This window comes from Pseudomonas sp. YQ_6 (assembly GCF_043103245.1).
Classification (GTDB): Bacteria; Pseudomonadota; Gammaproteobacteria; order Pseudomonadales; family Pseudomonadaceae; genus Aquipseudomonas; species Aquipseudomonas alloputida.
Window position 1 is genome coordinate 274254 of sequence record NZ_JBICJR010000068.1, and the last position, 24160, is coordinate 298413.

Here is a 24160-nt window from a genome sequence, read left to right on the forward strand (position 1 = left end):
CAGGATCTCCTTCCTTACGTTAGCGATGTCAAGTCACTCAGAAACGCCAAGTCGCGCCCCCGCCGATGATGTGTAGAGCGCTGTTGTCGTAACTGCCAGACAATGTGGTATCGGATCGGCTCTTGGTCTGATCAACATCCATGTCGCCCAGCCACACCAGGGTGTAGGCAAGGTGTAAGTCCAGTCCTTCATCTACCGTGTAGTTGACGCCAGTTGCCAACCTCCACGCTTCACCCATCGGATTGTCGACGGTACGATCTTCATCATCCACGGCCGAACTGTCGTACCCCAGGCCGACGCTCCAGCGCCATTGCGGAGTCGCCTGATACAAGGCCCCGACTGAGGCATGCCAGGTATCTTTGTATTTACGGTCAACGGTACGGCTGGTGCCGCCTCCGTTGGCGTCAACATCCACACCTACATCTCCGAAATCGCTCCAATCCTGCCAACCAAGGCTCCCCAACAGCGTCCATTGGTTCCCCAATTCATGAGCAATGCTGGCTGTAAGCGTCTGTGGGACGTTCAAGTCGAGCTCCAAAGAGTCGACATCCAAACGGCGTAATGCAGCATGGAGCAGCGGATTATTAATGTCTTTCAGGTGGGGTTTGTCTTCAAACTCCAGTTTGACCTTGCTGGTGTATGCCAGGCCGACACGGGTTCTTGGGTCCGCTTGATAAAGCACGCCTAGGTTGACGCCGACACCGACATCAGTGTCCTTGTATTCCAACTGTCCGTCCGGTCGATCGGCCAGGCCCAGCAGGTTGTTATTGATGGCCATCTCAGTACGGTAGTAGCCGACCATGATGCGTGGTCCGATGCCGATAGACAGGTCATCTGTAAATTTGTAGGCCCACGTCGGTTGCAACGACACCCCGATAACCGCAGCCTCTTGGGTGAAGTAGCGGCCTGCCCAGTCGTCGTCGTAATCCAGTGCGAGACCAAAATTACCGTACATACCAAACCCGATCGCCGAGCGTTCATCAATTTGGTGACTGACGAAGAGACTGGCCCCTGGCAGGTACTCAAGCGAGTTGCCCCCTTCGTTGCCATCGAACTGGTTGCTACTGTCACGGGAGAATCGCAGGTCTCCGAGAATGACCTGCGCATTTGCACTGATTTGCGTGCCCTTGAGCTGAGTAATTCCCGCTGGGTTACTCATTAGTACGCTGGGATCGTTCGCCAGGGCGGCCGACCCTGCGTTTGCCAGTCCGTTGCCTTCCTGTCCCGCCTCATAAATGAGAATCCCGCCTGCCCAACTGGGGTTGGCATGCATGGCGGCTACGAGAGCGAGTACCGGTACGCAGAGAGGACGCAATTGCACGCCGTGCGCTGAGCCGGCTCGATAAGTTTCCATGGTCGCTGACTCCGAATTGTGAGGCAGGGAGGCTTACCAGGCCTTCGTCCCATTGGACTGGGCGAGGTCTCCATAACTGCCAAGAGCCCTGCCTTCGTCCGCTAACGCCATGCGCTGTACCGTGGCGGTAACTGCCAGCGAAAGATTTCTCACAGCGAAAAAGAGCATGTACCAATGCCTACATTGCTGATCTCCTATCACGACATCGCCATCCATGAATGAGACGCAAAACTACATGGCTGACTCTAGACACTAGGCGACATCAAACGGCTTTCAAGCAAAAACTCTAAAAAAATTCGAAAAGTGCTCCAAAAATCGCAGTTGGTAGCGATTTGATGTCACGCTAGCGATATAATTATCGGTCCGCATACAGCTAGCAAAACGTTGGAAACCGCATAACAGACGGTAAAACCTACCACGGGAGTATTACTGCCTGATTGCTCGATGATCTTGTTCATCGAAGCGGCTTCGGTCTGGGCTCCCGCCAAAGCTCCGAATAAGATCATCGGGTGAAGTCCGAGCACGTAGCGCCCGAAATAGAGCGTCACCAAAGGAGGAATGAGAGTGACTAAGGCGCCTGCTATCACGAGCGCGAGCCCTTGTTCCACGATGGCCGTAAGTGCTGCAGGACCTGCGAGCAGGCCCACAACTGCTCCAAACGCAGTCAGGCCAAATTCGGAGAATGCCCACTGTGCGGCGGGCGGAAGAGCGCCTATTTCTGGGTGTCGCGAGTTGTACCAACCGATCACAAGACCAGTTAGCAGGATGCCGCCTCCAATCCCTAGTTCGACCGGTATCATGCCGATATGGGTCGAAAGCAAGCCGAGCAAAGAGCCAACAACCAAACCCAGAGCGTGGATAGCGATGTCGGTGCGATGGCTTGGTTTCCGTTCACGTCCCAATTGAGCCGCAAGTGCGTCCACGCTAGCGGCGCGCCCTGTCAGGCTGATCAGATCGCCACGACGCAGCACCGTTTCCGGTAAAAGGGGCAATGACAGTCCTTGGCGTGAGATGCCTGTGAGAAAGCATCCCATTCGCTCAGCACCCACCAACGCCATTTTGATTTGATGGATAGTACGCCCAGCCATAAGACGATTAGTTAGCACGATGTCGGCGCTGCGTGTAGGGAAAGAGAGACTTAGCGGGTGATCAACTTCAGGCCCGATCCAGCTAGCGAGGTGACCCACCGAGTCGCGTAGCGCGTAGATACCTAAGATGTCCCCTGGCTGCATAAGCAGTGCCGGACTACGCTCAAAAATTTGCTCTCCCCGAATGACACGTTCAATGCTAAGGGAGGGGTAGCGAGCTTCGAGATCTGCAATCGTATCACCCAACTTTTGAGCGTGATTGAGGCGATGGGCGCGCACCACAATGCGCGTGTAGGGAATGCTGATCGCTTCCTCATGCCTCTCAATACCGAGCTGCCTCTCAAGTTCTTGGGCACTGGCTTTCAGATCCACCCCTAACAGCCGTGGAGCGATGCTTCCGACAAAAACGATCAAACCGACCGTACCGAACACATAGGTAATGGCGTAAGCCACAGCCATGTGACTGTTAAGTTCGTTCTTCGCAGCTGCGTCCAATGGCAATTGGGCGATAGCACTGCTCGCAGTGCCCATGATCGCCGTGTCAGTCAATGCCCCCGCTCCAAGGCCCGCGGTGAAGCCTGCGTCAAAGTCGTAAAGCGCATTCATGGCGAGGATGGTGGCCAATGCGGTGCCGCATAAGATCACTGAGAGCAGGACTAGTTTTAGCGTGCCCCGGTTAAGGCTGCCGAAAAACTCGGGCCCACTCTTGAAACCCACCGCATAGATGAACAAGGCGAAGAACACAGCTTTTAGTTCATGAGGAACTTGCAAGCCGATTTGGCCGATCAGTAGTCCCATCAGCAACGCACCTGCGACGGACCCCAGATGGAAGCTTCCTATCTGCACTCGTCCTAGCAGTATTCCCGACGCAATCGCCAAAAAAACTGCAATCTCAGGATTGGCACGCAAAGCGCCAAGGGCTAGGTCCATCATCACCTTTTCCTCATCCATTCATGATCATTTGATCACTTTTGAGTATTAGCAAAATCCTGCGGCGATACCTCTGGCGATATAGGGGTGTCATCAAATGTGCATCGGTTCTAGCCACGTTCGTGTGCTTTAGTGATGAGGCTGGCGTGCAAAGTGACGCCCATTTGAGCCTTGGACGACAGACGAAATCTCACCATGACTCACCTACATGAACTCATTGTTTGCGAGTACTGCGATGCGGTGTATCACCGTACTCCCTTGCTGCGTCATCAGAGCGCCCGGTGCACCCGTTGCGGGGGAGTGCTGTACCGCCACAATAGCTTGAGTGTGGAGCAGCGCTTGGCTCTGAGCGTAACGGGTGGAGTGTTGTTGATCTTCGCCAACGCTTATCCGGTGATGACCATCAGCATGAAAGGTATTTCTAACTCGGCGACCCTTTGGGACGCTGTGATGGTGCTCAGCTCTGGCAGCATCACGTTCATTGCACTTGTCTTGGCGCTGGCGATCATTTTCGCCCCGATCCTGCAGATTGCCGTGCTGTGCTGGGTTCTTGGTTTCGCTATGCGGGGTCACCGAGCCCCTGGGTTTGCTGGGTGTATGCAGGCGCTAGAGAAATTAAGGCCCTGGAGCATGCTGGAGGTATGCCTGCTCGGTGCCATGGTCGCAGTTATCAAGCTAGCCGGTCTTCTCGATGTGATCCCGGGTATCGGTTTGATCGCACTGGCTGCATTGAGCATGCTGCTGATCTACGTTGCTGGTCGAGACATTCGCGATCTGTGGGGTCAGGTATGAGCGAATCGATTCTGGCTGACGATCTTCATGTCTGTTTATGCCATGGTTGCGGCCAAACTTGTGATCTGCGTGAATCGGCCCATGAGTGTGTTCGATGTGGCGCCCCCTTACACCGTCGCAAAACCAATCCGATTGCGCGTGGCTGGGCATTTCTGTTCGCTGCATTGATCTTTTACATTCCAGCCAACGTGTTGCCAGTCATGCGCACCGAGATGCTTGGGCAAGGTAGTGACAGCACCATTGGCGGTGGTGTGTTGGAGTTCTGGGAAGCAGGAGCCTGGGACATCGCGCTCATCATTTTCATCGCCAGTATTGGCGTGCCGGCCATCAAGTTCTGCTCTTTAGCCCTGTTACTGATCACCGCGCAACGCCGCAGCAGTTGGGCAAGACGCCAGCGCTCCCAATTGTTTCGGTTCGTGGAGCTCATCGGTTACTGGTCAATGCTAGATGTCATGGTGGTGGCCTTGGTAGCAGCACTGGTGCAATTGCACGGCTTGGGGACCATTGAACCGCGTCCAGGCATTCTGTTCTTCGGCATGGTGGTGGTCTTGACCATGTTTTCCGCCATGAGCTTTGACCCGCGTCTTATCTGGGATAGTCCGTCACAACAAGGAGAGCGCAGTGATGGCGCAGGAGACTGAACAACGCAGTGCAGGTCAGGCCCAAGTGCGCACTAGACGTCTCAATTTCTCACTGGTCTGGATTGTGCCCATCCTGGCTCTACTTGTGGGAGCCTCGCTGGTAGTGCGCAACTATCTGGAGAAGGGGCCGGTGATCTCTATTTCCTTCCGCACCGGCGAAGGTCTGGTGGCGCATAAAACTCAGGTACGTTATCGCAGCGTGGTGATAGGCGAGGTATCGTCCGTGGAACTCGCTGATGACCGCAAGAGCGTTGTGGCTAAGGTGGAACTATCTAAAGAGGCCGAGTCGTTCGCCACTCAAGGTGCGAGATATTGGGTGGTCCGCCCGCGTATCGGCGCCGGAGGGGTGTCAGGCGTAGACACCTTGCTGTCTGGAGCCTTCATTGGCGCCGACGCCGGTGAATCCAAAAATCCGGAGAAAACCTTCACTGGCCTGGAATCTCCGCCCCCGGTGACGTATGGAGAAAAGGGGAAGCGCTTTCTTTTGAGCGCTGATGATCTGGGCTCGCTCGATATCGGTTCCTCTATTTACTACCGCCGAATACCTGTCGGAGAGGTTGTTTCGTATGCGCTGAAAGAAGACGGCGAAGGGGTCGACATTGGCGTGTTTGTACAAGCGCCCTACGACGCTTTTGTCACCACGAATACTCGGTTCTGGAATGCAAGCGGCATCGATATGGAGGTGGGAGCCAACGGTTTGAAAGTAGAGACCCAGTCTTTGTCATCCGTGCTCATGGGCGGTTTGGCGTTCGCTGCTCCCGAAAGCTTCAGCCGAGGCGAGCCGGCCGCCGATCAGCAAAGTTTTACGCTCTTTGCAGACCGTGATGCTGCCTTAGCTCCGCCAACAGGCAAGGCGCAATACCTGCGATTACGATTCGATCAGTCTATGCGAGGGCTCTCACCAGGCGCACCGGTGGAATTCAAGGGGGTGGAGTTCGGTAAAGTTACGTCGGTGACTCTGGATTACGATGCGAAAAAGCAGGTCTTTCCAGTCGTGGTCGATGCGGTTATCTATCCGCAACGATTAGGGCCTGTTCACCAGAAGATGCTGCAGGCATTTAATCACACCCCTGAGGATGATGCCGGCGCACGGCGCCTCATTGGTACCTTTGTTGAGCATGGGCTTAGGGCACAGGCTCGCAGTGGAAATCTGATTACCGGGCAGATGTTCATTTCGTTGGATTTCTATCCAGACGCCCCCAAGGTCGAGTTTGACGGCAGTGCACAACCTATCGTCATTCCGACGGTGCCTGGCAGTCTGGAAAAACTGCAAGAGCAGCTGCAGCACGTTGTCGAGCGGCTTGGCAAGCTTCCCTTGGAGAGCATCGCGGGGAATCTGGATGGGACACTCCGCGAAATGCGCAACACCCTGAAACGCGTCGACGGTCAAACGCTACCTGGCGTGACTGCTACCTTGGAGCAGCTACAGAAAACCCTGCGCTCCGCCAATTCAGCGATCGCTGATGATTCTCCGCAGCGTGAGAAACTTGGGGACACATTGCAGGAGCTAGAACGCATGTCCCGTTCGCTACGAGACCTAGCGGACTACCTGGGTCGTCATCCTGAGTCGCTGATCCGCGGCCGACCTAAAGCAGCAGGTGCGGAAAATCTGCAGCGTTGATTGGAACACTCGGCCAAGGAGTTATATATGATGCCCCCTCTATACCGGACCTCGCTGGCTTTGTTACTAACGATGGCTGCTGGTTGCAGCAGTACGCCTAACAACTACCACACCCTTGTACCTGCACAGGCGAGCCGGGTCGCAGGGGAGCGGGTTCAGGTTGAGCGGGTGGCCGTACCCCCTCAAGTTGATCGTCCGCAATTGGTGGTGCGACAAGGCGACAGCGGCCTGGTCATTCTTGAAACGGAATGGTGGGGTGCAAACCTCGTTGATGAGTTTGGCAGTGCGCTACAGGACTTACTGGGTGGGCCGGTTGGAGGGGGGCGCAAGGCAATCTTGCGAGTCGACGTACAGCGTTTTGATTCAGTACCTGACCACTATGCCTTGCTCGATGCGGTATGGCGCCTGAAACGACCAGGGTTGGATGAGCTCACGTGCCGCACGACGGTACAAACGCCAGCGCAGAACACCATCGCAAGCTTGGTTAGCGCTCAACAAGCAAACCTGCGCAAGTTTGCTGACGCGGTTCAGGCGAGCGCTACCAACGGCTCTGCCCGTTGCCCGGCAGGTTGAGGCTCAAAAGATGCATGCCGTCTTGGTGAACCGGCCATGAGCCTGCGCAAGAAACTCCTATGTCTGTTTGCGCCGCCCATGCTGTTGGTAATGTTCTTGATGTGGGGGTGGGGACATAACGTCTTGCTCGGCCGGCTAGACCATGAGGATGAGCAATTGCTCCTGGTCGAAGCTAATCGGTTGAGGGCGATGATGGATGTACTGTTCGAGCGCGACGTTGACCGGCTAACCAATCTCAGCACTTTTATTCAACGAGCTGGCCCGACGCTTCAACTGGGGGCGTCGGGTTTTGATTTCCTGATCCAAACGCGCTCAGACACGTTCACAGTTCTGCATCCCCTGGACGCTGAACGGGTTTCAAAACTCTCGGAAGTCTATCCAGTGAGCATGGATTTTCAAGCGAGCATAGTTGATCGTCTGGGATCATTGCGCCCGGCTTTGAGCGCAACCCCACGTGCGCAACTGATCACTGTGCAAGACGTTCCGATGCTCCTAGTTAGCGTTGGTTTGCCTTCCGGCTACCTGTTCGGAGGAACGCTGCTCGATGCCGAGCGGGTAGAGCAGTTGCAAAGGCAGCTAGGTGGCGCGCTTATCTGGGCTCCGCCCGGTGACTTCGACCCTGTGATGCTCGGTAGTTCCGACAGCAGTCAGATGAGTCTTTCGAGGCGGCACGTGATGAACGCCGCCCATCACAATGTGGATCTGATTTTTCACGACAGCCTTGGAAACGCACAACTAAGCCTGCGGGTGATACGTGATAGGCACCTCTATCAGGAGGGATTAGCTCAGCTGAATCTTTTTATGGCTTTCCTGACCGCAAGCCTGGTGCTGGCCTGGGTAGCAATCCATCTCGGATTGGAACGATTTCTGCTGCGCCGAATTCGAAAAATGCATGCGGAGCTAGCGACGATCGGACCTGGCAATCCGCACTCCCGTTTACAGGAATGCGGAAAGGATGAGTTAGGCGATTTGGGACGCGAGGCAAACCGGACGTTGGACCGTCTGGAACAAAGTGAGGCACGTGATGCCGCGATTCTTGCAGAGATCCAGGAAGGCTATTTTGAGCTAGATGAAGCCGGTTACCTGCAGTCCATGAATCCTGCCTTTTGTTCCCAAGTGGGTTACCCAGCCGAAACCCTATCGGGGATGGCGTTTGCCACCCTGATGGAAAATGAGGAGGTGCTGGACAGTATTCTGCATCCCCAGCAGCGAGGCGAAAGCCCGGCACTGTCGGCTCGATTGCGACGCGCTGACGGTAGCGTAGGCCATTACCAAGCCCGCATTACCCCAATCGTTGATGGGCAGAAGACCCTCCGCGGATACCGTGGCATTCTGCATGACGTCAGCGCGCACGTGGAATATCAAAATCAGCTTTATGCCATGGCGCACAATGATGCCCTAACAGGCCTGGGCAATCGCAAGGCATTCCACCATTACCTAAGAGAGCTTCTGGGAGGACAACCTCAGCCTTTGACCCTCTTTTTCGTTGACCTGGATCGTTTCAAACAGGTCAACGATACCTTCGGCCATGAAACGGGTGATGAGTTACTCGTGTGTCTCGCACGCCGGTTGGAGAACTCCGTACGAAAGCCGGATCGTGCGTTTCGACTGGGGGGGGATGAGTTCACTCTGCTAGTGCTGGGCGATAACGTCGAGGCTGCTGAACGATTGGCTGCGCGACTGCTCGGTGTTTTGAGTAAACCAGTCCGCATTGGCGAACTGGTCATCGATTTCGTGACACCTAGCATCGGTATTGCAAACTCGCCTCGCCACTCAACGGATCCCGCCGAACTGATCAAAACAGCCGATGCGGCGATGTATGAAGCCAAGCGACACCGTAATCAATATCATCTAGCCCAGTGAGCGCGCAGCGGCGCGCAGATCGCTCATGGAGAGTCTGAAAATGCGGAATCACCAAACGCTCATTGGGTTGTCGCTGCTCGGACTTGTCCCGTTCATCCCTTTCAGTGCAGAGGCAGATGACAATTCTGAACTGGCTAAGAAAGCCCAGAATCCCATCGCGGCCATGTATAGCCTACCCATTCAGTACAACTGGGATCAAAAAATCGGGCCCTCCGGGGACGGAATGCATAGCGTCACCAATATCCAGCCCGTGCTCCCGTTTTCATTGAATTCCGAGTGGAATCTCATTTCCCGAACGATCCTGCCGATGATTGATCAGCATGGATTGGTGGAGGGCGGGGCGGCTGACAAATCTGGGATGGGTGATATTACACAAAGCTTCTTCTTCTCACCGAAAAAGCCAACGCCCAATGGGTGGGTATGGGGTGCCGGCCCCGCACTGCTATTGCCGACTGGCAGTGATGATTTGCTCAGCGCAGAACAATGGGCAGCAGGACCTACGGCCGTGGCGCTGAAGCAGTCTAACGGCTGGACCCGCGGCATGCTGGCTAATCATTTGTGGGGGATGGAGAGCGCGCCGTCCGATGAGAAGGAACGAACCAGCCAGACTTTCCTTCAGCCATTCTTTTCTTATACCAATCGCTCATTCACGACATTCGGCATCAACAGCGAGTCGACCTACAACTGGAAAACCCATGAATGGTCCATTCCAATCAATTTCACAGTCACCCAACTCCTGAAGGTAGGTAACCAGCCCATAACGATTCAAGTTGGACCTCGCTACTGGGTAGAAAGTGCAACCGATGGACCAGAAGGATGGGGGGCGCGGGCTGCTATTACACTACTATTCTCGCGCTAGGCGCAGGTCTCCACGGATTACAAGGCTGTACGGTTACTCTGTTCACAGTCGGCTGACTGCGGTTTTCCTCAACTGTCGCGCTTCGGACAGGTAAGTAGCTCCCTTTGGATGCCTTATCCATGGTAGACGAGCAGTGTTATGGGTTTAGGCGTGCGATGCTTGATCGTGCCTAGCTCAGTGAAAAGTGGATCAAACCTATAGGAATGGGAAATCACTTATGAAGTGTTTGGTTTACGCTGGTATTGCATCAGGCCTCACATGCGAAGGCCCCTGGGAGGTGAGGGACTGTCCTGCCTGCGGACGCTATCGCGTAGCCGACGCTCTCATCCTCACGTTGAGGGAGCAGGGGCTAATTTCGATGTTGAAATGACTCGCAAGTGGCTTGTACAGCAGCGGCGTTATCATCCCGTTCCTTGTATTGAGCCACACAACGCCTGGCTCGCAGAATAAGCCACTGCATAATCCACGATATGTGCTAGGGGTGCCATAGCATGGCTCACGCAGCATTTGCTCGAGCCTGAAGCGCGAACAATTGATGCCAATTTGGCATCATAGCGCTTAATGATCCTATGTACCTACGTTCCCTCTAGACGTCCTCATCTCCCGACCCAGTGAATAGAAGCCCCAGTGCTCTGCTCGCCGCGAACGCTTGTAGAACCCTGGAGCATCCGGTACCGTTTTGTCATTGGACACTAGGTTTCTCAGAGATCCCGCCATGACCCTTTCTGCTGTTCTTTTCGATGAGCTGACGGCGCGACTAACTCGCACGGCAGACAATGTCGCGCTTTATACCGCTCTTACGGGAGCCAACAGCGTGCGCGAGATTGGGCAGCTGCTGGGGTACAGCGCTGAGACCGGATACCGATTGATCCGTGTTGACCGTCATCTGAATTCGATTAGCGGCGATGAGTTCGAGATCGCGCTAGTCGACGATGCCCAATCATCAGTCGCGTATTACATCAAGGTCACGCTCGCTCTCATTCCGCAACCCACTAATCGAAACACAGCGTACAACCGGGTTTGGCGATCGGCAAGCCATAGTCATTCTTCGGCGCTTCGCGATATCTCTCAGAACGTGCTCTTTGGATACATTGCGCAGCGATACGACATTGTCCTTACGGAAGGGGACGTATCTGGAGGTGGTAAATTCTATTGGCAACGCCAGATATCTCGTGCGATTGAGGGAGGTTTCTTCGTGTCTATCTATGACCAAACTGCACAAGCCTTTCGACCGGTTTTAACGCAGCGCGCGCTGAGTGACATACAAGACAAAGCATGGTCGACTGCCAACCACGAGCCACTGATTGCGCTCGTTTCGACCGTTCCTATGAGCAGTCAGTAGCCCAAAAGGCTCAAATGAAGACCTACTCTGGTGTGTTTGCTAGCTACCATAGCAGGTAACGCCTCTACGCTGTAGGCGGGCCTCACTACTACAGATGTACTATGAGAGAGCATTCGGAAGGTGGAGCCAATTCAAATGCCAAATCAACTAGCGCTTTCGCCTAAGAAGACGGCAGTGGGGTTGAAAGTGGCCTTGCACATTTTGCATGGTTGGCAGGCGACGCCTGCTCAAATCTGCTCAATTCTGCGGATCTCTTACGCAACCTACAGGCGAGCATTGCGAGCGCCGGCATCTCCACGAAAGCTAGATCAAGATCAACAGCAGCGGATCAGCCTCGTACTTAATATCCATGCCTCACTGCGCAGCGTATTCGATAATCCCGCTAATGTTTGCGGCTTTCCAGGGTCGCCTAACAAAAATGCTTTTTTTGATGGTAGGTCGCCATTGGAGGTCATGGCGCAGGGCGCCATGATTTCGCTTTATGAAACGTACAAACGTATCCATCAACTGGAATTACGTATCGAAGCTCAGAGCTCATGAGCGCGCGGTTCGCGTGTAGATCGAACACTGCTTATTTGGAGCAAAAGCCACTAGCCCGGAAATCAGAAAATTCGTATGCGAGTTTTTATTGGCAATGGGTAGTCACTTTCTCACCTTGAGGCGTTTAGCCGAAAAAGCTCGCTGCTCATCTAAGCTATTGTAGTAGATATTTTGCGTAGTGCTTAAACTGTTATGTCGTAGGTCGGCCTGGAGATCTTTCATATCTCTGTATGGAGCATCAAAAGTAGCTGACGTGTGTCGAAGCCAATGGAGTGAGGCGGAACGAAGAGCATCGATTTCATCATCAGTCCACGCCTCGTTCTGCATTCGCTGCAAAGCTCGATCAAACACATCCTGAATTAATTTTCGGATGTGCCGATCTGACAAGCCGCCTCGACCTTTGAGGGTGCTAATCACCGGTGTCTTTTCCTGGGCAGAGGGGAGGGGAGGCAGCCCTAAGTGTTTGCGGTAGCGAATCAAGTAGTCGCTTATATAATCATCGCGGACACTAATTTTGGCAGCTTTATTGCCTTTCCCTACGACATGAAACCACCAATTACCTGAAGAGTCTCTGCGAAAGTCGCCCATTGTAGGGCGCCAGTTTTCGCGACCGACTAAGTCAGACACGCGCAAGTACATCGAAAAGACTGTCGCAACGATAAAAAGAGTACGTTCATGAGATAAATTTTCAGCGGCCATCTGCTCGGCACAATCTATAACAAAGCTCCACTGTAGCTCCGAAAGCGAACGGGCACTAGCGTCTAAAGTATTACGCTGCTTATAGACCGACTTTTGCTTGATGGCTCGAAATGGGTTGGACTCTGTAAATCCTTCGTCCATAGCGTGCTGAAAAAAACTGCCGCATACCGCGAAAACTTGCGCTACAGAACCTTGCGCCATTTGGTAGGGGCGGTCGCGTAAGTCTGCGGAATTCTCCGAAGAAATTTTCCGCTCACGTTTGGAAATAGTGTTACTGAATGGACGCCATTGTTCATTTATCACATATTCGTCCGAGTCAAGACGTTTCCTTCCTCCAAGCCTTACAAACCTCGACTTCACAACTGGGCCGACCCAAGAAGCAGGGGGTTGCAAGCAGAATTCCATAAATTTCTCAGCGTCCGAGCGCCTGAGGTCTATTATGGGTTTTTGGGCTAAAAGTAGAGACCATAATAAAAGGCGCTCCGCATGGGTGCGAAACGAAATAAAAGTGGATTCGTTGCCAGCGTAAGATTTCAAGAAGCTTCGAACGATGAGGTAGCTGTCTATAGCACCGCGCTCCGGCGCAAATTGTCTCAGATAGTCAAGAACTACAGGACGTTCCGCACTAACCCCTAAGAAATTGAGTTCATTAAACCGCGAGAAGGTGTCGAACAAGGGGATGGGAGCCAATCGCATATTTTCACGGTACCAATCGTAGGAGACCGGTGAGGATGCCTCGAAATGGCTTGTTGTGCAATATCCAGGTCTAGCCGTTATCGGATATTACATGGGCGCATAGCCCTATCCAGGATCAATCTTCAAGACTGTCCCAGGTCTTTGCGCACCCGGGCGAATAGCACCTCAATATCTGTTTCCTTTCCTGTTAGCAGAAAGACCTCAGTGAGTAGGCTGAGAGGGTGAACGTCCATGCGAACTGCGAGCTCCACCAGTTTCTCAAGGGTAGGGCTTTTGAGGCCTCGCTCAAGGGTGCTCACGTAGGTACGGCTACTGACTTCTCCCAGATCTTCTTGGGTGAACCCGCGGCTGGTTCGGATGCTACGCAGCGCTTGGGCGAGGGCTTGCTTGAGTTCCATTTGCGTTTCTTATCCACAAAAGGAAGGATGAAGCCTTGTTGAGCCCTATAGGGCTACAATCTATAGTGTTCATTTCTCAAGGAGGCATACTATGGCCGGGCTACGTGTAACCCTCGAGACATTCTCCGAGGTTCTGGATGCTGACCCATGCACACCTTTTTTTGTCGCGTGCGTGCTGAATCTATACGCGCACGACGAGGTGCTCGGCGTTCAAATATTAAAAAAAGGACAGAATGTCCTCGGCTTCCTCCATGAGCTAGATGACCCTTCGGCAACGCTTGCTGTTGTTGGTCTGCAAATGGCGGTTCCACCGTGCATGACAAAGACTAACCGTTGGGAACTCGAAGCTATACTAGACTTTCAAACAGCCACGATTATCCGTCAGGATGACGAACTGAGTGGTTATGCATACCGAACTCTTTCCGGACGATTATTTTCGGATGAGTATGAGCTGAACGTCACGCAACTAGCAAATGCAAGGACCATCTATGCAGCGTCCAATGCCAATGGGCATGACGCAGAACTTAGCAAGTTTCAGATGTGGCTATCAGCTGTTTTAGAAGGCTTAATTAACGAAGCATATGCTATGAAAACTGATTGAAATGTCACCAATGCCGCTCTTAGTGCATAGAGCTTTCGTAAGCGCTTAGCCTGGCCATCGGGTCCAAAGGCAGAGGCACGGGGATATGGATAGAGCCACGCTGATCGGGTTCCGAGCAGTCCAGCGTTTTTTCGTGCGTTAGAAAAGCAGGGGGGCGGCGGGGTTCGATAGCCTCACAGCAGATAGCCTTCTCAGCACGTCCCTAGGCGCTTTCCGTCCACCAGAACGCTCACCTCCACCGACTTAGTACATTTTCACATGGTACCAATATTGAATATTTAGTGGAGTTATAACCACATGAGGAGAAAAGAGGCCGGAGGAGGTTAGCTTACTCCCTTAAGTGATCGATCATCTTAGCGAAGTACCTGACAACCAACCCCCTGGTGCGCAGTACAGACCTACAGAATCTGCCACGAGGCGTGGGGGCTAATCTGCAGAGCTACGTTAGCACGCCATACTGCACCGTTCAAAATACAACCCGTACGACAACAAGTAGCTGGTGGCCATGGCGACGTAAAAATTCACACTGTAAATCACTTTTTTACGTGTTAACTACAGTGGTTTACACGTAAAAAAGTGATTTACAACCCCCATAGATAGGCCTCCAAACCGGCATTTCACTGTGAAACGCGCCCATCGGAGAGCACAACGCTCTGATGCCAATTAACGGAGCTGTCCACCATCAAATCTAGCGCTCATGAGATCCCTCCGTGGGTGAAGACATGCTTAAAGCCTCACAGCCAGCCCAAAGCATGCTCCCCACATTCCGCAGCACTCCCGAGGTGCTAGTCATCTGCTTGCGACCTCAAAAGACCAATGCACTGGCGAAATCGATTACTGGTGGTACGAACGTAGTCGTGGACAGTGAATTTTCGCATGTGCGGACTCGGTTCAGCATTGTGCCGGCTTGGACAGCAGATGGTGGATACAGCGGTAACAGAAACTAACTCATGAAACAGGAGGAAAAAGCGCCAGCACGTGAGCGACGGTCACACGAACGGCCCGCTGGCTGGAAGTAATTTTTGAACTCGGAGGGAAAACACCGCAGTTCCTGGATTAGTTCCGAAAACGTCCTAAGAATTACTTCCGAGGACTGCTGCGGCTCATCAGCATCTGCAAAGCGTTGACAAACCAGCCGTAAAACCCCTGATAAGCACGATCTGTTGACGTTGTTCCATGCGATGCCCGAAGCGATTCGTAGCAGCTTGGCCCTGAACAGCCTGGAAGATTCCTTCGAGAGATATCGCGACGTTTTCACCAACAGCCGGTATCCATACGAGTCGAGCAGCTGGAAATTTTCCGATCCGGTGCTGATGAGGTTACTGCGGTGGACGCTGGCCAGCGTGGTTGACTATTACAAGGTGCAAGGTTCTCCGGAACCGTTTGTCTTGGATTACATCGCTGAGGTGCAGGCAGGAGCTGCCGGCCCACGGCCCGGTACCTTCATACGCAGGTGCTCATAATGCATATTATGTTAAATGATAGATATGTCATAGATGTTCATGAGCTCCCTTGGATTCGGCGCCGCGTCTTTTTACTTAGACGACTCCTCGGCGCCAGCAACCCTGGTCAAGTATGTTTTAGCAGTTGCAGCAAAACCTTCCACATCAGCTAACGCTGGAGCATGGGCTCCGGCATGGCGGCAAGATATGGATGCGCAAGCCGCTGAAAATTGCAGGCGCTCTCTCAAGTCCGCGATCCCCAGCAGCTCCGCCGCCAGCCAACCAGCCATACAAGCGTCTCCTGCTCCAACCGTGTCCTCCACCTTCACGGCAATCGCCGGCTGATCGAGCTGGCTGTCCGGGGTATGGAGAATCATCCCGTGTTCCCCTCGAGTAAAAAGGATCTGCGCCTGAGGATTAAGAGCGCGAAGCTCATCTATTGCCTGGTGTTCTGTCAGCCCTGGATAAATTTGCCGAAGGTCTTCGTCGGAAAGCTTAACCATGTCAGCAAGAGTGGTCATCTTAGGGAAGGTCTGCTCCCGATAATGGCTATCCATTAAATTGCGCCAGTTCGGATCATAGCTAATCCGTTTACCGACTTCTTTGGCCTGCTGAGCAATTTTAACCAGCCTGTCTGCAAGTGGCTGTCGAGCCAAACTGATGCAACTGAAATGACACAGCTCTGCCTGGTTGATCCATCCTTCTGGCATCAGATCCGGATCAAAAAACAGATCGGCATCTCCGGCAAAAAAGTACCTTGGAGGACGGCTAGATGGAATGATGGCGACCAAAGGATCTCGGTCTACCCGTTGGATAAACCTCATATCCAATGCTGCCGCTTCCGACTGCGAAACGATCTCGTCACCCAGTGAATCCATGCTCACCGACCCAGCAAAAGCTCTGCTGACACCCAAGCGACTTAGCGCTCGTGCAACGTTCCAGGGAGCACCACCCGGGTAGCCCATCCACTGCCCAGGAGTGCCTTGGACAAGATCGGTCAGGGCTTCACCAAACACTACTGCGCGAGGCAATACCATCGTCATTTCCTCATTTTTTTGTCGTAGGGAACTGCTGGCTGATCAGATTCGACCGGTAATCACTTACTCAGTGCGCTTTGATGAAAGGCAGGGTTTGTTGAGGTTAGTGAAGCTCTCATAACCAACCTCAAAGCAGATGTTGGCCGCACGCGTTCAAACATTAAAACCAGGTTTCCATTTGTATACCGTATTGCCATACACCTCCGGCTTCGAAGTCCGTCATGCCAAAGGAGTCTGTGGTACTGAATCTGTCCAGATCCGAAGACCAGCTCATGAAGCTTGCGAACACTCGCAGTTCGGGACGTGTAAGAAGATCTCCAACCTCAGGTTTGAATGTCGGGGCGACAGTGAATTTCCAAAAGTTACCGTCGACCGCATTACGTTGTAGGTAGTCCTTCGGGTCCAGGTTCATGGTTTGCCAGCTTATTTCGTAGGCCATCTCGAAATTTCTGTTGATTTTATTGGCCAAGCGCACATTCAGGGTCAGCCAGCGGTAGTCGTCACCCTCGACGTATCTATCCTTGCTCTGTTCGGCCAGCACGCTGGGGCCGATACGCCAGTCGGGCGCAAGGGATGTCTCACCGTAAAGTGCCAGACGCAGAGCGCGGGCATCGTCTATGAGTTCGCCATCTGAGCCGATGTTCTTGACCTCTGCCCCCAGACCTTGCCCATAGAGCAGCGCCGTTTTGAAGAAGCCTTCCCTGCCGAAAAAGTTTTTCTGGTGGTTGGCCACCATGCTGTGCAAGCCGGAGTCCGCAGGCTTCAGGCCCGCTTCATTGGTGCGAGTGCCGAAGTCGTTTTTCTTTGAGCCAATGCCATTGAACATCCACTGCCACTGACCATTATCGAAGAACTGGTTGGAGGTGAGGATGTAGCTTTCCACATCGGCATTGAGACCGCCCTCACTGAAATCCCCGTAGTTACGCCCGATCAACGAGTAATTCGAGCGCCAGTTCTTTTTCATCTGTACGTCGTAGATACCACCCCCGGTGCCGGCCAGAAAGACGACGTCCGAGTCCAGCCAATGGATATCGAAGTTGTCCCTGTCGAATCGCTTGCCTGCCCACAGGGTGGCGTTCTCGAACATCGAATTGCCCTTGAATGCGGCGAGATGATCGAGTTCCGCAAATACCTGGCGTACGTTCAGGTTACTTTCAGCGGCCGTCCAGTCATTGGAGCTTTCCACGCCATCGGCGATGGAAACCGTGAATTTGGAATGGGTGCCGTTCTGCGCATAGGCTTCTTTCGACAGGTCTATACGCATGTAAGTATCGTCTTCATTACCCAGTCGCCCGACTGCGCCACCGACTGAACCGGCAGGCGTTGTATAAGGACCGCCCCGCCCGCCCCCCAGGCCATCGTTGATCAGCAATCCGGAGCGGGCGTAACCCTTGAAGCTGAACCCGTCGGTGAGGTGCCCGGTACTGCCCTCCTTCTCCATGCTTTGCTGACGGGCTTCGAGTTTTGCCAACCGCGTATCCAAACTGGGCATCACAGTGGTTGTCGCAGTGGATGCAGCAGGCTGCAAGGCGGCAGTGGACTGTTTGAGCTGCTGCAGTTCCCTGGCGAGCGCCTGGGTTTGTTGTTCGGCGGCGGCTGCACGTTTTTCCGCAGCGGCGGCACGGGCTTCAAACGCGGCCATGCGCTCTTCCAGAGTCGCGGCCTGAGCGTTGGCCGCCGAGGTGCCGAGTACGCCTGCGAGTACCCAGCTTGATGCTTTCTGCATGGGGGGATTTCCTGTTTTGTTTTTATTTTTTGTCCTGCGACCGGCCTCTTTTTTCGTGAAATGTTGATTGTCAAAATCTACGAAAAAAAGGATGCCTCATCGCAAATACGCTGCTACATTTGGCGATGTTAACGTTAACTTTTCTAAAAACAAAAATAAAGAGGGCTTTATGAAACAGCTCAAAACACTCTTTCCAGCAGCACTGCTTGCCCTTTGCGCCGGGCTTCCATCCCTCTCCAGCGCAGGCAATCTGACGATTTCCTGCGGTGCGGTGGGCGCGGAATTACAACTGTGCAAAGAGGCCGTCGAGGCGTGGTCTCAACAGACCGGCAATCACGTCGAGGTGGTGTCCACGCCTAACTCGGCAACCGAGCGGTTGTCGTTCTATCAACAGATCCTCAGTGCGCAGTCCAGCGACATCGACATCATTCAGATCGACATGGTGTGGCCGGGGATGCTGGCCAAACATCTGCTGGATTTGCGCGAGGTGCTGCCCGCCGATGCAACCCAAGGCTACTTCCAGGCGCAGGTGGACAACGCCACGGTGAACGGACGGCTGGTGACGATGCCGTGGTTCACCGACTCGGGCCTGCTGTATTACCGCAAGGACTTGCTCGAGAAATACAACAAACAAGTCCCCCAGACTTGGGAGGAAATGACCGCAACCGCCAAGGATGTGCAACAGGCCGAGCGCAATGCCGGCAACGCCAACGCCTGGGGGTACATCTTTCAAGGGCGTGCCTACGAAGGCCTGACGTGTAACGCGCTGGAATGGATCAGCAGCCAACCGGACGGCGGGCTGGTCAATCCACGAGGCGACATCGTGGTCAACAGCCAGGCCTCAAGAGCGGCGTTGACCCTGGCCAAAAGCTGGGTAGGCGACATCTCCCCGCGTGGCGTGCTCAATTACACCGAGGAAGAAGGACGCGGCGTATTCCAGTCGGGCAATGCGCTGTTTATGCGCAACTGGCCTTATGTCTGGGCCTTGGTGCAAAGCCAGGACAGCGCCGTAAAGGACAAGGTCGGGGTCGCTCCCCTGCCCCGCGGCGGCGAGGCCGGCAGCCATGCATCCACCCTCGGAGGCTGGGGCCTGGCGATATCGCGCTACAGCGCCCATCCCAAACTTGCCGCCGAGCTGGTGAGCTACCTGACCAGTGCCCAGCAGCAAAAACATCGTGCCCTGATAGGCGCCTATAACCCGGTTATCGAGTCGCTGTATCGAGATCCCGAGCTGCTCGCGACCATGCCTTATTACGCTCAGCTGCACAGCATTCTCAACGACGGGGTCATGCGCCCCGCTTCAATCACCGCCGCTCGCTATCCACGGGTCTCCAATGCGTTCTTCGATCGAGTGCACGGCGTGCTGGCAGGCGAGTTGCCCGTCGATCAGGCGCTGGTCGAACTGGAAAGCGAACTCACACGCATCAAACGCCGGAACTGGTAGGCCACAAGGAAGAAAATCACCATGCCTGTCTCTACTACCCATGCCTCCTGTGACGAGCGCCTGCTCACCAGGGAAACGCCCATACAGAGTCGCCGAGTACGCGCCGCCTGGCTATTTCTGACACCGATGTTGCTGTGTCTGACCCTGGTGGCGGCATGGCCGCTGCTGCGCACATTCTGGTTCAGCCTGACCGATGCCAGTCTGGCGGACAGCAGTGGCGGTTCCTTCGTAGGCATGAGCAATTACCTGTTCCACGACGGTTCCAACTGGTCGGGCATCCTGGTCGATCCACAATGGTGGAACGCTGTGCGCAACACGTTGTATTTCACTGTGGTGTCGGTGGGACTGGAAGTCATCCTTGGGCTGTCGGTGGCGTTGCTGTTGAACATCCAGTTCACCGGCCGTTCCCTGGTGCGTGCGTTGATTCTGATTCCCTGGGCGATTCCGACCATTGTCTCGGCGAAGATATGGTCATGGATGCTGAACGACCAATTCGGCATCATCAATCACCTGATGCTGAGTCTCGGCCTGATTGACGCTCCTCTGGCCTGGACGGCAGATGCGGATCTGTCGATGTGGGCAGTGATCATCGTCGACGTGTGGAAGACCGTCCCTTTTGTCACGCTGCTGATGTTGGCGGCCTTGCAGATGTTGCCGAGTGATTGCTACGAAGCCGCCAGGGTTGATGGTATTCATCCGCTGAAAGTGTTCTGGCGTGTCACGCTTCCCCTGTTGATGCCTGCATTGTTGGTGGCCGCGATCTTCCGCATCCTCGATTCCCTGCGGGTATTTGACGTCATCTATGTGCTGACCTCAAATTCTTCTAGCACCATCAGCATGTCGGTCTATGCCCGCCAACACCTGGTGGAGTTCCAGGATGTTGGCTACGGCAGCGCGGCCTCGACTCTGCTGTTTCTGGTGGTTGCGGTAATCGCCATGCTTTATCTCTACCTCGGACGCCGTCAAATGGAGGTTCGATCATGAGCCAGCGCCTACTGAAAAAATCGCTGTTGCGCCTCGGATTCTGGTGTCTGATCGGAGTTTTGCTGCTGTATGCGGTCTTCCCTTTCTACTACGCCATCGTGACTTCGCTGAAGCCGTCCAGCGCCTTGTTCGAGGTGAGCTACTGGATCGAACACCCCGACTTCTCCAATTATGCGGCGGTACTTCACCAAGCCTCATTCCTGCGGGCAATTGGTAATTCGCTGGTGGTTGCGCTGTGCGTGGTGACGCTGGCGCTGTTCCTCAGCCTGACCGCTGCCTATGCCTTGGGCCGGGTGAAATTCCGTGGGCGTGGGACAGTATTGATGATGGTCCTTGGCGTCTCCATGTTTCCCCAGGTCGCGGTGCTGTCGGGGCTGTTCGAAGTGATCCGCGCCCTGGGCCTGTACAACACGTCCTGGGCGTTGATCCTGAGCTACACGATTTTCACCCTGCCCTTCACCGTCTGGGTGCTGACCACGTTCATGGGGCAATTGCCCCATGAACTGGAAGAAGCGGCAATCATGGATGGTGCTTCGCCCTGGGTCACGCTGACCCGCGTGCTGTTGCCGCTGCTCTGGCCCGCCCTGGCCACTACCGGTTTATTGGCCTTCATCGCAGCGTGGAACGAGTTCCTGTTTGCCCTGACCTTCACCCTCACCGACACCCAACGCACTGTGCCGGTCGCCATCGCCTTGATTTCCGGCGGCAGCCCCCATGAGCTGCCTTGGGGGCTGTTAATGGCCGCATCGGTGCTGGTCACCGTCCCGCTGGTGATTCTGGTGCTGATCTTCCAGCGCCGAATCGTTTCCGGTCTCACTGCCGGCGCGTTAAAGGGTTGATGCCCAACAAATACAAGGAACAGCATCGTGATCAAATTGAAACTGGACAACGTGAACAAACAACTGGGTGGCGTGCGGATTCTTCGCGACATCAACCTGGAGATCGCTGCGGGTGAATTCGTGGTGTTCGTCGGCCCGTCGGGCTGCGGAAAGTCGACCCTGCTGCGACTGATCGCCGGACTGGATTCGATCTGCGCCGGCGACCTGCTGATCGACGGGCGACGGGTAAACGACCTGGAGCCGCGCGAACGTGGCGTCGGCATGGTGTTTCAGTCATATGCGCTGTACCCGCACATGAGCGTTTACGACAACATCAGCTTTGGTCTCAAACTGGCCAAGACCGAAAAGACCAGCCTGCGCGAGCGCGTGCTGAAAACTGCGCAGATCCTGCAATTGGACAACCTGCTGCAACGCAAGCCAAAGGAACTGTCTGGAGGCCAGCGTCAGCGTGTGGCGATGGGCAGAGCCATGGCGCGGGAACCGGACATCTTGTTGTTCGATGAGCCACTCTCCAACCTGGATGCTTCCTTGCGGGTGCAGATGCGCAACGAAATCGCCCGGCTGCATGACCGACTGGGCTCGACCATGATCTACGTCACCCACGATCAGGTGGAAGCAATGACCCTGGCCGACAAAATTATCGTGCTCAATGGCGGTCGCGTGGAGCAGGTCGGTTCACCGCGCGAGCTCTATGAACGCCCATCGAGCCGCTTTGTCGCCGGTTTTCTCGGTTCGCCGAAAATGAATTTTCTACCGGCACGCCTGCATGCCCTGGGCGAAACCAGCCTGGTCGATACTCCCGTTCTGGGTATGACCGCCCTGCCCTTCGACAGCTCGGATCTGGCGGCGGGCACGCTGCTGAGCTTGGGGATTCGCCCGGAGCACGTATCGCTCAAAGCGGCGGAAGAAACCGCCGGCATCGTCGTGATGGGGGTCGAGTACCTGGGTAGCGAAACGTATGTGCACCTCGAAACAGGTCAGGACGAGCTTCTGACTTGTCGTTGCGAGGTCAACGCCGGATGGCAGGCAGGCGATCGGGTCGAACTGCAACTGGACACAGACCACCTGCACCTGTTCGACGCCGACGGCAGGGCCTTGAAGCGCCACCCGCAAGCCATTGAAAACCTGCCGAATGACATTTCTCTGGGTTCAGTCCGAGCACGCGCCCTATGACCTTGTCTTTGAATACCATGAGCGACCCGATGTCTTCTTCCCTTGAACTTGCGCAGCGTGCACTGAGTGAGGGTATCTCGCGCGTCATCCACGATTATCGCCCGGGCTATCATATTGCGCCGCCGGCAGGCTGGATGAACGACCCTAACGGGGTCGTGTACTTTCGTGGCGAATATCACGTGTTCTATCAGCATTACCCCTTCGACGCGAAATGGGGCCCGATGTATTGGGGCCACGCCAAGAGTGCCGATCTGGTTCATTGGCAGCACCTGCCCATTGCACTGGCACCCGGCGATGACTTCGACCGTGACGGTTGTTTTTCCGGTAGTGCCGTGGTGTGTGGCGATACCCTGGCCCTGATCTACACCGGGCACACCTGGCTGGGGGAAGTGGGTGACGAGCGCTTCATCCGTCAAGTCCAGTGTCTGGCAACCAGTAGCGATGGCATCCATTTCGTCAAACATGGCGCCGTCATCGACACCGCGCCGCACAACACCATCATGCACTTTCGCGATCCCAAGGTATGGCAGGAGGATGACTATTGGTACCTGATTGCCGGCGCACGTCTGGGCGATGTGCCGCTGCTGCCGTTGTACCGCTCCACGGATCTGCACGTCTGGGAGTTCCTTGACTATGTGTCCGGCGGCAGCGAGGGTGATGGCTATATGTGGGAATGCCCGGATCTGTTTCGACGGAGTGGGCGCGATGTACTGCTGTACTCGCCCCAAGGCATGCAAGCCGATGGTTACGACCGCCTCAACAAGTACCAGACGGGTTATCGAGTAGGCCGACTCGATAGCGAATGGCACTTCACGGGAGGGCCTTTTATCGAGCTGGATAACGGCCATGATTTCTATGCTGCGCAAACGCTACTGGCCGCTGATGGTCGGCGCCTTGTGTGGGCGTGGCTCGACATGTGGGAAAGCCCGATGCCGAGCCAGGACCATCACTGGTGCGGCATGCTCTGTTTACCGCGCGAACTTGAACTGTGCGCCGATCGCCTTTGCGTGTATCCGGCACGGGAGCTCACCGCCCTACGCAAGACGCCATTACCGAGTACGCCCTGGTGGGATGAGACAGGGTCCCGGTGGGTGCCGGACGTGAAAGGCGATATGCTCGAAATCCACGTGCATCTGGACTTGCTCGGCTGCACCGACGGCCACCTGGGAATTGCATTGCGCTGCAGCGACGATGGCCGTGAAGAAACCCTGCTCTACTACGATGCATCACTGCATCGCCTGGTGCTTGACCGTAGCCGCTCGGGTGCGCAAGTCACAGGCCAGCGCAGCGTATCGATAGACCCGACACAAGAGCGACTTGAACTGCGCGTGTTCCTCGATCGCTCCTCCATCGAGGTATTCGACGAAAACGGGCACTTCAGCCTCAGCAGTCGCCTCTATCCGCGGCCCGACAGTCTGGGCGTGAAGCTTCTGGCTAGCGGGAGTGGTGGGCGTGTCTCGATTCCCAAGGCGTGGTTTCTCGGTTCTGGATGGCTGTGAGACAGCTCATTCGAGTCGC

The 24160-nt window shown here is 54.9% G+C and carries 20 protein-coding genes; 14 read left to right on the forward strand and 6 right to left on the reverse strand.

Going from position 1 to position 24160, the window contains the following annotated elements; all coding sequences use genetic code 11:
- Window positions 1-37: 37 nt before the first annotated feature.
- The gene (locus tag ACF8FG_RS24305; RefSeq protein WP_392519321.1) at window positions 38-1273 is read right to left on the reverse strand and encodes an OmpP1/FadL family transporter; all 1236 of its coding nucleotides are present in this window, start codon (window positions 1271-1273) and stop codon (window positions 38-40) included.
- Window positions 1274-1692: 419 nt separating this feature from the next.
- The gene (gene aspT / locus ACF8FG_RS24310) at window positions 1693-3375 is read right to left on the reverse strand and encodes an aspartate-alanine antiporter (RefSeq protein WP_392519322.1); all 1683 of its coding nucleotides are present in this window, start codon (window positions 3373-3375) and stop codon (window positions 1693-1695) included.
- A 192-nt stretch (window positions 3376-3567) separates the two neighbouring features.
- On the opposite strand from aspT, the gene ACF8FG_RS24315 reads away from it, so the two are divergent.
- From ACF8FG_RS24315 to ACF8FG_RS24350, 8 genes are all read left to right on the forward strand, one after another.
- Window positions 3568-4164, forward strand: coding sequence for a paraquat-inducible protein A (locus tag ACF8FG_RS24315; protein ID WP_060484356.1), 597 nt, complete (start codon window positions 3568-3570; stop codon window positions 4162-4164).
- Window positions 4161-4805 carry a paraquat-inducible protein A gene (locus tag ACF8FG_RS24320; RefSeq protein ID WP_060484357.1) on the forward strand — a complete coding sequence of 215 codons (645 nt, stop codon included), beginning with the start codon at window positions 4161-4163 and terminating at the stop codon, window positions 4803-4805. The genes ACF8FG_RS24315 and ACF8FG_RS24320 overlap by 4 nt, the downstream gene beginning before the upstream one ends.
- Window positions 4789-6426: an intermembrane transport protein PqiB gene (locus ACF8FG_RS24325; RefSeq protein WP_060484358.1), complete on the forward strand. Its 1638-nt coding sequence runs from the start codon at window positions 4789-4791 to the stop codon at window positions 6424-6426. The genes ACF8FG_RS24320 and ACF8FG_RS24325 overlap by 17 nt, the downstream gene beginning before the upstream one ends.
- A gap of 30 nt (window positions 6427-6456) precedes the next feature.
- On the forward strand, window positions 6457-6999 hold the full coding sequence (locus ACF8FG_RS24330; RefSeq protein WP_197862810.1) for a membrane integrity-associated transporter subunit PqiC: 543 nt from the start codon (window positions 6457-6459) through the stop codon (window positions 6997-6999).
- Window positions 7000-7035: 36 nt separating this feature from the next.
- Window positions 7036-8862 carry a diguanylate cyclase domain-containing protein gene (locus tag ACF8FG_RS24335; RefSeq protein WP_392519303.1) on the forward strand — a complete coding sequence of 609 codons (1827 nt, stop codon included), beginning with the start codon at window positions 7036-7038 and terminating at the stop codon, window positions 8860-8862.
- A gap of 25 nt (window positions 8863-8887) precedes the next feature.
- Window positions 8888-9721, forward strand: coding sequence for a transporter (locus ACF8FG_RS24340; RefSeq protein WP_392519304.1), 834 nt, complete (start codon window positions 8888-8890; stop codon window positions 9719-9721).
- A gap of 715 nt (window positions 9722-10436) precedes the next feature.
- Window positions 10437-11063, forward strand: coding sequence for a hypothetical protein (locus ACF8FG_RS24345; protein ID WP_392519305.1), 627 nt, complete (start codon window positions 10437-10439; stop codon window positions 11061-11063).
- Window positions 11064-11198: 135 nt separating this feature from the next.
- Window positions 11199-11603 (forward strand): antitoxin Xre-like helix-turn-helix domain-containing protein, encoded by a 405-nt coding sequence (locus ACF8FG_RS24350; RefSeq protein ID WP_392519307.1) that lies wholly within the window; start codon window positions 11199-11201, stop codon window positions 11601-11603.
- Between the two features lie 102 nt (window positions 11604-11705).
- Here ACF8FG_RS24350 and ACF8FG_RS24355 read toward each other — a convergent pair whose 3' ends face one another.
- Both ACF8FG_RS24355 and ACF8FG_RS24360 read right to left on the reverse strand, forming a co-directional pair.
- Window positions 11706-12998 carry a tyrosine-type recombinase/integrase gene (locus ACF8FG_RS24355; protein ID WP_392519308.1) on the reverse strand — a complete coding sequence of 431 codons (1293 nt, stop codon included), beginning with the start codon at window positions 12996-12998 and terminating at the stop codon, window positions 11706-11708.
- 122 nt (window positions 12999-13120) lie between these two features.
- Window positions 13121-13396 carry a helix-turn-helix domain-containing protein gene (locus tag ACF8FG_RS24360; protein WP_045198989.1) on the reverse strand — a complete coding sequence of 92 codons (276 nt, stop codon included), beginning with the start codon at window positions 13394-13396 and terminating at the stop codon, window positions 13121-13123.
- Between the two features lie 91 nt (window positions 13397-13487).
- Here ACF8FG_RS24360 and ACF8FG_RS24365 point away from each other — a divergent pair, with 91 nt between their 5' ends.
- Entirely contained in the window at window positions 13488-13997 is a 510-nt protein-coding gene (locus ACF8FG_RS24365; protein WP_392519310.1) for a hypothetical protein, read from the forward strand.
- A 1534-nt stretch (window positions 13998-15531) separates the two neighbouring features.
- On the opposite strand, the gene ACF8FG_RS24370 is transcribed toward ACF8FG_RS24365, so the two are convergent.
- Window positions 15532-16476 carry a carbohydrate kinase gene (locus tag ACF8FG_RS24370; protein ID WP_318082288.1) on the reverse strand — a complete coding sequence of 315 codons (945 nt, stop codon included), beginning with the start codon at window positions 16474-16476 and terminating at the stop codon, window positions 15532-15534.
- A 160-nt stretch (window positions 16477-16636) separates the two neighbouring features.
- Window positions 16637-18202 carry a carbohydrate porin gene (locus ACF8FG_RS24375; protein ID WP_019437134.1) on the reverse strand — a complete coding sequence of 522 codons (1566 nt, stop codon included), beginning with the start codon at window positions 18200-18202 and terminating at the stop codon, window positions 16637-16639.
- Between the two features lie 169 nt (window positions 18203-18371).
- On the opposite strand from ACF8FG_RS24375, the gene ACF8FG_RS24380 reads away from it, so the two are divergent.
- From ACF8FG_RS24380 to ACF8FG_RS24400, 5 genes are read left to right on the forward strand one after another with little or no spacing between them, the layout of a single operon-like run.
- Window positions 18372-19646, forward strand: coding sequence for an ABC transporter substrate-binding protein (locus ACF8FG_RS24380; RefSeq protein ID WP_014590925.1), 1275 nt, complete (start codon window positions 18372-18374; stop codon window positions 19644-19646).
- A gap of 21 nt (window positions 19647-19667) precedes the next feature.
- Window positions 19668-20630, forward strand: a complete 963-nt coding sequence (locus tag ACF8FG_RS24385) for a carbohydrate ABC transporter permease (protein WP_014590924.1) — start codon at window positions 19668-19670, stop codon at window positions 20628-20630.
- Window positions 20627-21469, forward strand: a complete 843-nt coding sequence (locus tag ACF8FG_RS24390; protein WP_014590923.1) for a carbohydrate ABC transporter permease — start codon at window positions 20627-20629, stop codon at window positions 21467-21469. The genes ACF8FG_RS24385 and ACF8FG_RS24390 overlap by 4 nt, the downstream gene beginning before the upstream one ends.
- A gap of 27 nt (window positions 21470-21496) precedes the next feature.
- Window positions 21497-22642, forward strand: a complete 1146-nt coding sequence (locus tag ACF8FG_RS24395) for an ABC transporter ATP-binding protein (RefSeq protein ID WP_392519312.1) — start codon at window positions 21497-21499, stop codon at window positions 22640-22642.
- Entirely contained in the window at window positions 22639-24141 is a 1503-nt protein-coding gene (locus ACF8FG_RS24400) for a sucrose-6-phosphate hydrolase (protein ID WP_318081750.1), read from the forward strand. The genes ACF8FG_RS24395 and ACF8FG_RS24400 overlap by 4 nt, the downstream gene beginning before the upstream one ends.
- The last annotated feature ends 19 nt before the right edge of the window (window positions 24142-24160 follow it).